This is a genomic window from Mycolicibacterium novocastrense (genome assembly GCF_001499835.1).
Classification (GTDB): Bacteria; Actinomycetota; Actinomycetes; order Mycobacteriales; family Mycobacteriaceae; genus Mycobacterium; species Mycobacterium novocastrense.
On the sequence record NZ_LQIH01000034.1, the window covers coordinates 225,366 to 238,610 of the forward strand.

General features: G+C 67.8%; 15 protein-coding genes. 10 read left to right on the forward strand and 5 right to left on the reverse strand.

Annotation, left to right across the window (positions count from 1 at the left end; genetic code table 11):
• Position 1: 1 nt before the first annotated feature.
• Positions 2-796, forward strand: a complete 795-nt coding sequence (gene map / locus AU072_RS20905; RefSeq protein ID WP_064415535.1) for a type I methionyl aminopeptidase — start codon at positions 2-4, stop codon at positions 794-796.
• Between the two features lie 15 nt (positions 797-811).
• Here the strand turns inward: map and AU072_RS20910 are convergent, their stop codons facing one another.
• Both AU072_RS20910 and AU072_RS20915 read right to left on the reverse strand, forming a co-directional pair.
• Entirely contained in the window at positions 812-2,302 is a 1,491-nt protein-coding gene (locus AU072_RS20910; RefSeq protein WP_120271085.1) for a catalase, read from the reverse strand.
• A gap of 16 nt (positions 2,303-2,318) precedes the next feature.
• The gene (locus AU072_RS20915; protein WP_064415536.1) at positions 2,319-2,750 is read right to left on the reverse strand and encodes a Fur family transcriptional regulator; all 432 of its coding nucleotides are present in this window, start codon (positions 2,748-2,750) and stop codon (positions 2,319-2,321) included.
• A 156-nt stretch (positions 2,751-2,906) separates the two neighbouring features.
• On the opposite strand from AU072_RS20915, the gene AU072_RS20920 reads away from it, so the two are divergent.
• The 8 genes from AU072_RS20920 (at position 2,907) to AU072_RS20955 (ending at position 9,695) form a co-directional block, all read left to right on the forward strand.
• Positions 2,907-3,368: a MarR family winged helix-turn-helix transcriptional regulator gene (locus AU072_RS20920; RefSeq protein WP_064415537.1), complete on the forward strand. Its 462-nt coding sequence runs from the start codon at positions 2,907-2,909 to the stop codon at positions 3,366-3,368.
• Between the two features lie 62 nt (positions 3,369-3,430).
• Complete coding sequence (locus AU072_RS20925; RefSeq protein WP_064415538.1) at positions 3,431-3,946, forward strand: sigma-70 family RNA polymerase sigma factor; 516 nt, start codon at positions 3,431-3,433, stop codon at positions 3,944-3,946.
• On the forward strand, positions 3,943-4,668 hold the full coding sequence (locus tag AU072_RS20930) for an anti-sigma factor family protein (protein ID WP_064415539.1): 726 nt from the start codon (positions 3,943-3,945) through the stop codon (positions 4,666-4,668). The genes AU072_RS20925 and AU072_RS20930 overlap by 4 nt, the downstream gene beginning before the upstream one ends.
• Before the next feature lie 70 nt (positions 4,669-4,738).
• Positions 4,739-6,445 (forward strand): thiamine pyrophosphate-binding protein, encoded by a 1,707-nt coding sequence (locus AU072_RS20935; protein ID WP_064415540.1) that lies wholly within the window; start codon positions 4,739-4,741, stop codon positions 6,443-6,445.
• Positions 6,426-7,091 carry a DUF8713 domain-containing protein gene (locus tag AU072_RS20940; protein ID WP_064415541.1) on the forward strand — a complete coding sequence of 222 codons (666 nt, stop codon included), beginning with the start codon at positions 6,426-6,428 and terminating at the stop codon, positions 7,089-7,091. Before AU072_RS20935 ends, AU072_RS20940 begins: the two co-directional genes overlap by 20 nt.
• 7 nt (positions 7,092-7,098) lie before the next feature.
• Positions 7,099-8,109, forward strand: a complete 1,011-nt coding sequence (locus AU072_RS20945; RefSeq protein ID WP_064415542.1) for a 3-oxoacyl-ACP synthase III family protein — start codon at positions 7,099-7,101, stop codon at positions 8,107-8,109.
• Positions 8,109-9,143, forward strand: coding sequence for a pyridoxal phosphate-dependent aminotransferase (locus tag AU072_RS20950; protein WP_064415596.1), 1,035 nt, complete (start codon positions 8,109-8,111; stop codon positions 9,141-9,143). Before AU072_RS20945 ends, AU072_RS20950 begins: the two co-directional genes overlap by 1 nt.
• 39 nt (positions 9,144-9,182) lie before the next feature.
• The gene (locus tag AU072_RS20955; protein ID WP_064415543.1) at positions 9,183-9,695 is read left to right on the forward strand and encodes a MarR family winged helix-turn-helix transcriptional regulator; all 513 of its coding nucleotides are present in this window, start codon (positions 9,183-9,185) and stop codon (positions 9,693-9,695) included.
• A gap of 18 nt (positions 9,696-9,713) precedes the next feature.
• On the opposite strand, the gene AU072_RS20960 is transcribed toward AU072_RS20955, so the two are convergent.
• A complete protein-coding gene (locus tag AU072_RS20960) occupies positions 9,714-10,670 on the reverse strand; it encodes an NmrA/HSCARG family protein (RefSeq protein ID WP_235629850.1) in 957 nt (318 codons plus the stop codon).
• Positions 10,671-10,758: 88 nt separating this feature from the next.
• Here AU072_RS20960 and AU072_RS20965 point away from each other — a divergent pair, with 88 nt between their 5' ends.
• Positions 10,759-11,235 (forward strand): MarR family winged helix-turn-helix transcriptional regulator, encoded by a 477-nt coding sequence (locus AU072_RS20965; protein WP_064415545.1) that lies wholly within the window; start codon positions 10,759-10,761, stop codon positions 11,233-11,235.
• A gap of 6 nt (positions 11,236-11,241) precedes the next feature.
• On the opposite strand, the gene AU072_RS20970 is transcribed toward AU072_RS20965, so the two are convergent.
• Complete coding sequence (locus tag AU072_RS20970; protein ID WP_064415546.1) at positions 11,242-12,480, reverse strand: GAF domain-containing sensor histidine kinase; 1,239 nt, start codon at positions 12,478-12,480, stop codon at positions 11,242-11,244.
• Positions 12,477-13,139 carry a response regulator gene (locus AU072_RS20975; protein ID WP_064415547.1) on the reverse strand — a complete coding sequence of 221 codons (663 nt, stop codon included), beginning with the start codon at positions 13,137-13,139 and terminating at the stop codon, positions 12,477-12,479. Before AU072_RS20975 ends, AU072_RS20970 begins: the two co-directional genes overlap by 4 nt.
• Positions 13,140-13,245: the final 106 nt, after the last annotated feature.

Consider the following 13,245-nt stretch of genomic DNA (forward strand, 5'->3'; position numbering starts at 1 on the left):
TATGGGCCTGATGGGCCTGCGTGGACGCAAGGTCGTCCCACAGCGCACCCCCGGTGAACTCGACGCGATGGCCGTCGCGGGAGCCCTGGTGGCGTCTGCCCTCGCCGCGGTCCGTCAGGCCGCCGCCCCCGGAGTGTCCACATCGGCGCTCGACGAGGTCGCCGAATCGGTGATTCGCGACGGCGGAGGCGTGCCGTCCTTCCTCGGCTATCACGGCTACCCGGCGAGCATCTGCGCTTCGGTCAATGACCGTGTCGTGCACGGCATTCCGTCTGCAGAAGAGATCCTGGCGCCCGGGGACCTGGTGTCCATCGACTGCGGGGCGATCGTCGACGGCTGGCACGGCGACTCGGCGATCACGTTCGGTGTCGGGACGCTGATCCCCGTCGACGAGGCGTTGTCGCAGGCCACCAAGGAGGCCATGGAGGCCGGCGCTTCGGCGATGGTGCCCGGCAACCGGCTCACCGATGTCTCTCACGCCATCGAGACCGCGACGCGCGCCGCCGAGAAGCGGTACGGCCGCAAGTTCGGCATCGTCGACGGCTACGGCGGTCACGGCATCGGGCGGCAGATGCACATGGACCCGTTCCTGCCCAACGAGGGCGCTCCCGGCCGCGGACCCCATCTGGCGGTCGGCTCGGTGTTGGCCATCGAGCCGATGCTGACGTTGGGCACCACCAAGACGGTGGTTCTCGAAGACGAGTGGACCGTCGTCACCGCCGACGGCTCACGGGCGGCCCACTGGGAGCACACCGTGGCCGTCACCGAGGACGGGCCACGCATCCTCACTCAGTAAGCCGCCCGCCGAGTCTCAGCCCTCACCCATGCCCTGGACCGGCTGGCTCACGGCCTCGGCCCGCACGGCCTTCTCGATGCGGGCCCCGAGGTCGTCGTCGACCTTGCGCCAGTAGTCCAGCGACCGGTCGAGCACCTCGCCGGTGACCCCCTCGAGGCTGCCCGCGATGGTTTCGACCGCCGCGGTGCGTTGCGCGTCGTTCCACACCTTGCGCACCATCGTGCCGGCCTGGCCGAAGTCGTCGTCCTCGGCGTGCAATGAGTACGCCGAGCGGACCAGTTCGGCGTCTGCCTCCCAGCCGTCCTCGGCCGGACCGGTGGTGTCCGACCACGGCCGGCCGCCGCTGTTGGGCGCGTACACCGGTGCGGCGCCCGAATGGTGGTAGGCCATCTGGCCGTCGAACATGTAGGAGTTCATCGGAGCACCGGCGCGCGGCTGGTTCACCGGCAGCTGGTGGAAGTTGGTGCCGATGCGGTTGCGCTGTGCGTCGCTGTAGGCGAACGCCCGACCGAGCAGCATCTTGTCCGGCGACAGCCCGATACCCGGCACGGTGTTGCCCGGGGAGAACGCCGCCTGTTCGATCTGGGCGAAGAAGTTCTCCGGGTTGCGGTTGAGCGTATAGGTGCCGACCGCGATGAGCGGGTAGTCCGCGTGCGGCCACACCTTGGTCAGGTCGAACGGGTTGAACCGGTAGTCGGCCGCCTCGGCGTAGGGCATCACCTGCACCGAGAGCCGCCAGCTCGGGTGCTCGCCGCGGTTGATCGCATCGAAGAGGTCCCGGCGGTGAAAGTCGCTGTCCTCACCGGCAAGGGCGGCGGCCTCGGAGTTGGTGAGGAACTCCAGACCCTGGTCGGTGTGGAAGTGGTACTTCACCCAGAACTTCTCGCCAGCGGCGTTGACCCACATGTAGGTGTGCGAGCCGTAGCCGTTCATGTGGCGCCAGGTCCGCGGCAGGCCGCGCTCACCCATCAGGTAGGTCACCTGGTGGGCGGACTCGGGGTTCAAACTCCAGAAGTCCCACTGCATCTGCGACGACCGCAGACCGGAGTCCGGCAGCCGCTTCTGGCTACGGATGAAGTGGGGGAACTTCATCGGGTCGCGCACGAAGAAGATCGGTGTGTTGTTGCCGACCAGGTCATAGTTGCCTTCAGACGTGTAGAACTTCAGCGAGTAGCCGCGTACGTCGCGCCACGTGTCCGGGCTGCCCTGCTCGCCGGCCACGGTCGAAAACCGGATCAGCAGATCGGTTTTCGCGCCCTTCTGGAACAGCGCGGCCTTCGTGAACTGCGAGACGTCCTCGGTGGCCGTGAAAACGCCGAAGGCGCCCGACCCCTTGGCGTGCGGGCTGCGTTCGGGCACCCGTTCACGGTTGAAATGGGCCATCTGCTCCAAGAAATGCACGTCGTGCAGGACGAGTGGTCCGTTGGAGCCGACGCTGAGCGTGTTGCGGTCACTGGGGGCCGGTGCGCCGGTGCCGGTCGTGGAGCCGAATTTCGAAGCGGTCATGGGAATCTCCATTCATTCAGGTGGGTTGTGTGCTGCCTCTGCAGTCGGGGCACAGGCCCCAGAAAGTCACTTCGGCCTCGTCGATCACGTAGCCGGTGGCGCCGTCGGCATGTAGGCACGGGGCTCGCCCGGTGGCGCAGTCGATGTCGTCGATGGCGCCGCAGGATCGACAGACCACGTGGTGATGGTTGTCGCCGGTCTGCAGTTCGAAGCGGGCGCGTGAGCCGGCCGGCTCGACGCGGCGTAACAGGCCCGCGCCGGTGAGGGCGTAGAGCACGTCGTAAACCGCTTGTGTCGACAGGGATCCGATGCGCCGGCGTGCTGCGGCGGCGATCTCTTCGACGTCGGCGTGCGGACGCTTCTGCACCTCGGCGAGCACCGCGAGACGGGGCTTGGTGACACGCAGCCCCGCGGCCCGCAGCTCCTCGTGCCAGCGAGTCACGGACATGCCGCCCTCCGAATACTTGAACCAGTCAAAAATCCAGTGTGCCCCAAACACTTGCATTATGCAAGGCTTGCAAAACGCAATACCTGGTGCTCGGCTGCGCTGAGTGGGACCGGCTGCGTGCGATACTTTCGGCATGCACGCGCGCGGAATACCGATGTGACCAAGACGCCGAAAGAAGAGCTGACGGCGTTCGAGGCCGCGGCCCGGGACCTGGTGGGTCTGGCGCTGCGCAGTGTCGACGAGGTCGACGTCTCGCTGCCGCAGTTCCGGTTGCTGGCCGTGTTGCAGCAGCAGGGCCGGTCGACGTCGACGGAATGCGCCAAGGCGCTCGGCGTGGTCGGGTCCACGGTGACGCGGTTGGCCGACCGGCTACATGCGTCGGGTCACCTGGTGCGCGGTTCGGACCCGTCCAACCGCAGCGTCGTCACCCTGGAACTGACCGCCCAGGGGCGCCGACTGGTACGACAGGTGACCGCTCGCCGTCGCCGCGAACTCGCCCGGGTGCTGGACCACATCGACCCGGCCGAGCGTGCGGCGTGCGCGGCGGTGCTGCGCACCCTGCATGAGCGGTTCGCCGACACCCAAGCCGGCGCCCGGCGCAACTCCGTCCCGCTGTGAGGGCGCAGCGCCGATACTGAACCGGATGACCGCCAACCTCGTGTCTACAGCGGAGGTTGATATTGGACGATCCGGAAGCGACCGTCATGCGGGTGCTCTATGCGGAGCATGCCGCAGCAATCTGGCGCTATGCGGTCCGGCTGACCGGCGATACGGCCCGGGCGGAGGATGTGGTGCAAGAGACGCTATTGCGGGCGTGGCGACACCCCGAGGTGACGGCCGACGCCTCGAGGTCAGCGCGGGCATGGCTGTTCACCGTCGCCCGCAACCTCATCATCGACGAGACGCGCAGTGCACGCTTTCGCAGCGAATCCGGCACCGCCGACATGGAGACGACCGCGGACCGGGCCGGGCCCGACGAGGTGGAGGCTGCGTTGAACCGAATGATGCTCAGCGAAGCCATCGGTGAGCTCTCCGAGGAGCACCGCGCGGTCATCCGTCGCGCGTACTACCAGGGCTGGACCACGGCGCAGATCGCCGCCGATCTCCACATCGCCGAAGGCACCGTGAAGTCACGGCTGCACTACGGGGTACGTGCGCTCAAGCTCAGGTTGGAGGAGATGGGGGTGACGCGGTGACGGCATTCGAACCAGTCCTCGGCCACGTGGACGACCACCGGTACGCGACGTGGGACGCCGCCTACGTCCTGGGTTCGCTACCGGAACAGGAGCGTCGCGAGTACGAGGCACATCTTGCAACGTGTGGGCGCTGCACGGCCGCTGTCGCCGAACTGCGCGACATTCCCGTGCTGCTGAGCGGGGTGGAAGCCGCCGAGTTCGAGGGCCTCGCGCCGGCGCAGGCCGACCCTCCGCCGGAGCTGCTGGGCGGGCTGTTGGACACGGTGCGTGCACGACGCAGGCGGTCGCGGTGGATGGCCTCGGCCGCGATCGGTCTGGCCGCCGCGCTGTTGGCGATCGGCATCGTGGTCGCGGTCCGACCGGAGACGTTCGGGTTGCAGACCGGCGCACCGCCTCAGGCGACGGGACAGCAACTGGAGATGACGAAGGTTTCCGAGACGCCGATCAACGCGACCATCTCGATGACGGGATACGGCTGGGGCACCCGAATCGACATGGCGTGCACCTACGGCGACTGGGGCCGACGCGATGCGCCGCCGCAGAACCTGGGGATGGTCGTCGTGGGTCATGACGGCAGCCGCAACCAGGTGGCGACGTGGCTGGGGGTGTCGGGCGCCACCGCACTGCCGAGCGCCACCACGCCGATGCAGATGAACGAAATCGCTGCCGTGCAACTGGTTTCACCCGACTCCGGCGAAGTGCTCCTCGAGCGTTCGCTGTGAATGTGCTGAGTCGATGAACCTCACACGCCCGCGCACCGTGTCACTCGTGAATTCCGAAAGCAGGTGAGCAATGGGCCATCGGGTCGTCGACCACATCGTCGAGTACCTCGCTGCGATCGGCGTGCGCTTCGTCTTCGGTGTCGACGGCGCCAACATCGAAGACCTCTACGACGCGGCGTACTTCCGCTCCGACATCGACGCCGTGCTCGCCAAACACGAGTTCTCCGCGGCCACCATGGCCGACGGATACAGCCGCAGCGGCTGCGGCATCGGCGTGGTGGCGGCGACATCGGGCGGCGGCGCGCTGAACACCGTTCCCGCGCTGGGGGAGGCCCTCGCCAGCCGGGTGCCGGTGCTGGCGCTGATCGGGCAGTCGCCGAGCGCGCTCGACGGGCGGGGTGCGTTCCAGGACACCAGCGGCCGCAACGGGGCACTGGACGCGCACGCACTGTTCTCGGCGGTGTCGGTGCACTGCCGGCGGGTACTGACGCCCGCGGACATCGTGACCGCACTTCCCGCCGGGATCGAGGCCGCGCGGGCCCGGCGGGGGCCGTCGGTGCTGTTGCTGCCCAAGGACATCCAGCAAGCTGAGCTGCCCGTCAACGGCGGTGTGGTGGTCGGCGAGCGCACCGTTGTGCAACCGCCTGCCCCGCACGCGATCGTGCGGGCGCTTCGGCGGGTCGCGGGTCCCGTGACGATCGTCGCGGGAGAACAGGTTGCCCGCGACGATGCACGCGTCGAACTCGAGGCACTGCGGGCACTGCTGCGCGCCCGGGTGGCCACCGTGCCCGACGCGAAGGACGTGGCGGGCACACCGGGGATGGGATCGTCGTCAGCGCTGGGCGTGACGGGAGTCATGGGTCATCCGACCATCGCCTCGGCCCTCGCCGACAGTGGCTTGTGCCTGCTGGTGGGCACCAGGATGACGGTCACGGCGCGGGCCGGCCTCGAGGACGCCCTGGCTGCGGTCCCCGTGTTCTCGATCGGTTCCGCCCCACCGTATCTCGCGTGCACACACGCGCACACCGACGATCTGCGGGCCTCGCTGCGGGTGCTCACCGATGCGCTGTCGGGTGCGGGCCGGCCTGCCCACCTACGGGTTCCCGACGCGGTGAGGCGTGACGAGTTACAGCCGCCGCCCCATCACGGGCCCGGAGTCCGGTATCGCGACGCGATGGCCGCGCTCGACGCGGCGCTGCCCGACGGAGTGGACATCGTGGTCGACGCGGGCAACATCGGGGCGGCGGCGATTCATCACCTGCCCGTGCGGCGCGACGGCCGATTCGTCGTCGCCCTCGGCATGGGAGGCATGGGTTACAGCTTCGGTGCCGGAATCGGAATGGCCTTCGGCCGGGGCAGACGGACATTGGTGATAGCAGGCGATGGCAGTTTCCTCATGCACGGCATGGAGATTCACACCGCGCGAGAGTACGGGCTGCCGGTGACCTTCCTCCTGTTCGACAACCACGCGCATGCGATGTGCCTGACCCGCGAGCAGATGTTCTACGGCGATCGCTACAGCTACAACCGGTTCGGGCCGAGCCGGTTGGGTGCCGGGCTGGCCGCGATGTTCCCGGGACTGCCCACGACCGACATCGAGGAGATCGAGAAGCTGCCCGCCGCGCTCACCGCCGCGCTCGAGACCGACGGCCCCGCCGTCATCGGTGTCGAATGTTCCGCCGACGAGATTCCCCCGTTCGCGGCGTTCCTCGACCGCACCAACATCAAACCGCCTGCCGTAGAGGAGATCCGGACCCATGTCGCTACCCGCCCTTGACGACATCACCGCCCACCGCGGCACTGTCGAGCCGCTGGACGGCCTCATTCGCATCGAGACATCGCCTCGTGAGAAGGCCACACCGGTCATCATGGAGATGATGCGGTCGGTCTATCCGCACGACTACGTCTACGGCGAGTACTGCACGGTCAACGACTACATCGACTGTCCGCCAGACGAATTGTTCGAATACTTGTCGGACACGCGCTGCTTGGAGGAGTGGACGTACAGCTTGCGCGGTTTCACCCCCACCGAGGAACCAGGACTGTGGGTGGCCTATGACCGGCTGGGTTCGCAGACGCAGATCTTCACGCGCACGGTCGCCAACAAGGCGGCCATGACAGTGGATTACCACTGTGCCTGGGATCAGGGCAGGCACTTGTGGATGATCTACCTGATGCGCGTCGTCGATGCGCAGGTCGTGTTCGACAAGCCCGGTTCGGTGGTGCTGTGGACCAACTGTCATCACCCGTTCTACGACCGCAATCCGTATCCGGAGTCGGCCCCGCCCGAGCGACCGGTATGGGTCGGCGATTTCTGGGACATGTTCGGTCCCGGCCATCTGCTCGAGTTGCGCAATCTCAAAGCGATCGCCGAGTACCGGCACCGCAACGGCCTTGCCGTGACGCCCGATTGGATGAGGTGAGTTCGGTATGACCGTCAGCCTTCTCGACGTCTCGACATACCTGCCGGGTGAGCCGATCGGCGCCGAATACTATGCGCAGTTCGCCGAATCCGACGATCTGCGTGACAACATGATGTTTCGCGCGCCCAGATTCCGGCACCACGTCGCGCCCGACGAGACCGCCGTCGACATGGTCGAGCGCGCGGCCGCCGGCCTGATCGAGCGTCACGGCCAGGACGCCGTCGCCGGTGCCGATGTACTGATCACCCACACCCAGATGCCCGACGTGCCGTTCTACGGTGGCGGCGGCGCCATGGCCCACCGACTCGGCATGAAACCGTCGTGGGTGCTCGATCTGCACAACGGCGGCTGTGCGGCGTTCGTGTTCAGTCTGCAGGTGGCGCGGCAACTGCTGTCGTCGGGCGCGGGCCGCACGGCGCTGGTCGCCGTCGCGCAGAACGCCGCCGGGCAGGTCTTCGACCAACCGGGGGTGCGGCGCAAGGCGCAGGCGTCGGTGCCGGGCGACGGAGCCGCCGTCGGGTTGGTGGCGGTGTCCGAACAGTCACCCATCCTCGACGTGGAGTGTCGTACCTATGGTGAATTCGCCGGTGATATGACGATCGCTTCGGACCCGCCGCGCAAGTGGTGGCAGCCAGGTCCGGGAGAGGGCTACATCGGCTTCACCGAGAGCAAGATCACCAAGGTGCTGGCGCGGGGCAACCGGCAGGTTCCCGAGGTGTCCTACGCGGTGTGCGACCGCATCGGGATCAAACCCCCCGATCTGGACCTGCTGGTCACCAACCAGCCGAACCGGGTGTTCCTGCGCAACTGGCGCGAAGCGCTCGAACTCCCGCCCGAGCGTCACGTCGACACCTTCGACGCGTGTGGCAACCTGTTCGCCGCGGGTATTCCGGTCAATCTGGATCGTGCGATCGAGCGCGGCAGGCTCGAACCGGGTGGCGTTGTGTTGATGGCGGCGTTCGCCCATGCCGGTGATTTCGCCGGGGCGGCCGCGGTGCGGTGGGGCGGTCGCGGCTGATGACCGAACCGAGGCGCAGCGGAACCGAGGCGGTCGGTGCGTTACCCACCGCGTTGAACCCGATGGCGCTGTCGCTCAACGAGAATCCCTTTCCGCCGCTGCCGTCCGTGCGTTCGGCGCTGAGCGCCTCGATCGAGGTGGCCAACCGGTATCCGGAGTATCTTCCCGAGCGGCTGCGCTCGCTGATCGCCGCACACACGGGTCTGGGTGACGAGCAGGTCGTGGTGGGGGCCGGTGCGACCGGTGTGATCATGCAGGTGCTGCATGCGATGACAGATCCCGGCGACCGAATCGTCATGGCCTCGCCGACGTTCGACGGATATCCGATCTTCGCGCAGATGGCGCGGCTGGAATCCGTTCCGGTTCCATTGGACGCACACGGTCACCATGATCTCGACGCGATGGCGTCGGCCGCGGCGGATGCGAGGGTCGTGGTGGTGTGCCGTCCACACAACCCGACCGGCACCATCGAGCATGCGGCCGACCTCGAGCGGTTCATTCGGCACCTGTCGCCGGAGACCGTGGTCCTGCTCGACGAGGCCTACGCGGAGTTTCTGGCGCCGGAGTGCCGGATCGACGCCGTCGGATTGGTGGCGCGATACCCCAATGTGGTGGTGTTGCGGACGTTTTCGAAGGCCTACGGGTTGGCCGGGCTCCGCATCGGATACGGCTTCTGCGCGCCCCGGCTGGCTCGCCGACTGTGGAGCATGCAACTGCCGTTCGGCGTCGCGATCACCGCGCTCGTCGCGGTGGCGGCATCGTTCGATGCGGAAGCCGAACTGCATCAACGCATCCGGATGATCACCAGCGAGCGTCGGTACCTGGGCATGCGTTTACGGTCGATGGGTGTCTACAGCACCGAGAGCCACGCCAACTTCGTCTACGTGCCCGACTGCGGGACGGGCTGGGGGCAGTTCTTCTCGGCGAGCGGGGTCCGCGTCCGCCACTACGCCGACGGCGGCGTGCGCATCACCGTGGGAGACCGCAGATCCACCCGCGCCGTGGTGGCGGCGGTGGCCCAGGCCATGAGCTGAAATCTGCTGACCGCGTCGGCCGATGCGGTATGAAGAGGCGTGGCCTCCCAACCGCCGCGGCAGGACGACCGCGACCCGATCGCGCTCGCGCGGGCCAACTGGGAGCGCTGCGGGTGGGGCGAGGTGGCCGACGGCATGGTCGCGGTGACGTCGGTGATGCGGGCCCACCAGATCCTGCTGGCCCGCGTCGAAAGCGCCCTTCGGCCCTACGACCTGAGCTTCTCGCGGTTCGAGTTGCTCAGGCTGCTGGCGTTCAGCCGCGACGGGGCGCTGCCGATCACCAAGGCCTCCGACCGGCTGCAGGTGCACGTCACCAGCGTCACGCACGCGATCCGGCGGCTGGAGGGCGATGGCCTGGTCGAGCGGATTCCCCACCCGACCGACGGGCGTACCACGCTGGTGCGGATCACCGACCTCGGCCGCTCGACCGTCGAGGACGCCACGGTCACGTTGAACAACGAGGTCTTCGCCGACATCGGGATGTCGGCCGCCGAGTCACGGGCGCTGGCGGACTCGATCCAGACGCTGCGGCGCAACTCCGGGGACTTCTAGGTCCGGTCGGGGCGTGGATCATGCCGCTTTCTGCCGCGCCACCCATTCGCGGAATGACTGCAGATCGGGATTGAGCGTCCGCACGAACTCCAGATCGCGCACCGCGATGAATTGTTCGCAGTCTTCGGCGTAGTACTGGAACATGTTGGCTATCTCGACGGCGCCGGGGAAGCCCAGCGCGCGCAACTCGTCCCAGGCCTGCGGCCGATAGAGCACCGGTTCTCCGTGCAGGGTCGAGAGTTCCGCGGCGAACTGGTCGCCGGTCAAGTGGTCACCGGCGATGCTCACCGTCTTGTTGATGAATTCCGTACCGCGCTTGAATATGCCCAGCGCGGTGCGGCCGATGTCCTCCACGGCGATCGCGGCCATCGGCCGGTCCGCCATCGGCAGGGTCAGCACGAGTTCGCCGCTGTCGACGCGCACCGGTTGCAGGTCGGCGGTGAACCCTTCGTAGAACCCAGCGGTGCGGAGAAACGTCGTGGGTACGCCGTGTTGGGTGAAGAGGCCGTCCGCCTCTGCCTTCGCGTCGAAGTGCGGAACCTTGTAGCGTCCCTCGACGGTCGGCACCCGGTCGTCGGCGCCGAAGTGGTCCCGGGTGTCCTCCAACGTCGACCAGATGACGTGCGCCACGCCCGCTGACTTCGCCGCGCGCGCGGCCGTTTCGGCCTGGTACAGCTCGGATTCCGCCCGGCTGCGTGCGGCCTCCTCCTGCGCCGTTCGGTCCGCCCAGTAATTCGTGACGACGAACGCCGCTGAGGCGCCGTCGAATGCGCGCTCCAAGCTGGCGGAGTCGTAGAGGTCGGCCTCGACCACTTCCGCGCCGGCGTCGGCCAGGTGCCTGGCCTGCGCCGACTGCGGGTTGCGCGTTATCGCGCGCACCCGGAACTGCCGGTCCGGATCGGTGAGGATGGCTCGTGCGAGCCCGCCGCCCTGCTTACCGGTGGCCCCCACAACGGTGATCACTTGCTGCGACATGGTCATCTCCTTTTGGGTTGATACGTCAACCCAACCCACGGTAGCGCGTTGGGTTGATATGTCAACCCAATGCGCTAGGATCGGTGACATGGCTGGAAAAGGGCGGCTGTCGCGGGAAGAACTGGACGCGTGGCGCGCGTTCGTGGCGATGCGGCACGGGCTGGAACGTCACCTGGTAGCCCACCTGCAGCGGGAATTCGGGCTGTCGGACTCCGATTTCGAGATCCTGGTCAACCTGTCGGAGGCACCGAAGGGCCGGATGCGCGCCTATGAACTGGGCAGGGCCACCCACTGGGAGAAGACCCGGTTGTCGCACCACCTGCGGCGGATGGAGAAGCGCGGAATGATCCGCCGCGAAGACTCAGGGGCCCGCTATCCGGACATCGTGCTGACCGAGACCGGGCGTGACGCGATCAAGGCGTCGGCACCCGCCAATGCCGCGCGGGTGCGGGAGTTGTTCATCGACGTGCTCGGCCCGAAACGCCTGGCGGCGCTTCGCGAAGTGTCCGAAGACGTGATCGCCGCGATCGAGGAACATCTGGCGACGGATTGCACCCTGAAGTGATCGGCCCTAGTCCGGTACCGACGGCAACGGGATGGTCGCCGTCACCGCGGTCCCCGCTCCCGGGCGCGACCGGATGTTGAGTCGGCCGCCGACGATCTCGGCGCGCTCGGCCATCGACAGCAGGCCGTAGCCGCCCATGTCGTCCCCGCCCAACGGATGCTCGAAGGTGTCGAAACCGACTCCGTCGTCAATGATTTCGAGCCGCGCAACGTCGCCGCTGTCGCCGGGGTCGACGGCGAACATCAGCCGGGCCGAGGTGGCCTTGGCGTGTTTGACGACGTTCTGCAGGCACTCCTGGGCGATGCGGTACAGCGCGAGCTCGATGTGGTCGGGCAGGCGGCGCTCGACCAGATCCACCTCGATGCCGATCTGCGGTATCGACCTGGCGAGGCTGGCCAGTCCGCCGGCCAGTCCGAGGTCGTCGAGGACCGGCGGGCGCAGCCCGCTGATCGCCGCGCGGGCCTCCTGCAGTGTCAGGTCGACCAACTCGCGTGCCTTGCCGAGCTGTTCGGCGACGATCGCGGGGTCGTCGGATCGGGTCGCGGCGTCCAGTCGGTAGGACAACGTCACCAGCCGCTGCGAGATACCGTCGTGGATATCGCCTGCCAGCCTTCGCCGTTCGAGTTCTTGCGCCTCGATCACCTGCTCGACGAAGTTCTCGTGCGCCCGCTCGCGCGCCACCAGCTGCCGGTGCAGCCGGGCCTGGTGCATGGCCCCTGCGATCAGCCGCCCGATCACCACCAGCAGCTCGACGTCGCGCTCGGTGAACTCGCGGCGCTCGACGGTGTGCACGTTGAGCACACCGACCAGGCCGCCGGGATCGGTCTCCATCGGCACCGACACCATCGATGTGAAATCGCTGCCCCGCAGCGACTGGAACGGCATGTAGCGCGGATCGGACTCCTTGTCCTGGGTGATCACCACCGGCTCGCGGTGGCTGGCGACCCAGCCCGAGATGCCTTGTCCCAGAGGAAGTCTGATCTTGCCGATCGCGGCGTCGAAGGGTGGTGTGGCGCCCGCCAGCGTCAGCGACCGGTCGCTGTCGTCGAGGACGTGGACAAAGCACACGTCGCTGGCGGTGGCCGCGGTGATCATCCGCGCGGCCGCGGCGGCCAGGGGTTCGACACCCGGCCCCTTGGACGCGGCCTGGATCAGTTCGCGCAGCAGTGCCAGTTCGCGGTCGGCGGCCAGCGCGTACTGGCTCAGCTCCCGTACCGCGTCCGACGGACCCGATTCCGTGGTCACTTGAAGATTCCCTCACGCAGGGCCGTCGCGACGGCGCCGGTGCGGTCGCTGACCCCGAGCTTGCGGTAGATCGAGCTGAGGTGGGTTTTGACCGTCTCGTCGCCGATCACCAGCTTGGCCGCGATCGCCCGATTGGACAGCCCGTTGACGACGAGCGAGAGGATCTCACTTTCGCGCTGGGTCAACCCCTGGCGCGCACCCGGCCAGAACTCGTCGCGCTGAAGCCGCGCCGCGGTGTCGACGGCCCTGGCCGCCATGCCGGGATCGATCGCGGTCTCGCCACGATGGACGAACTCCAGCTGGCGCACCAGTTCGTCGCTGCTGATGCTCTTGAGCAGATATCCGGAAGCCCCGACGCGTAGGGCCTGGAACAGGTACTGCTCGTCGTCGTAGACCGACAGCATCACGATCTTGCGGGCGGCGTTGCGCTGGCGCAGTTCGGCGCACAGGTCCAGGCCGCTCGCGCCCTGCATCCGCACATCACACAGCACGATGTCGGGATCGAGATCGTCGATGACCGCGACCGCGCGCTCGGCGCCGACGGCCTGCCCGACGACCTGGACCCGGTCGGCGAACGCCGCCAGCATCGCCTTGAGGCCCTCGATGACCATCTCGTGGTCGTCGACCAGCACAAGACGCACCGGTGGGCTGCTCGGCATGCACCCACCTTAGAGGTGCCATTTCCCAGGTAACGCATGTCGGCGCGGCCCGGCGGGCCGAGTCGGCACCGACGATCCCCCGATTGGGGGAGGCCCGAGGCTGTGA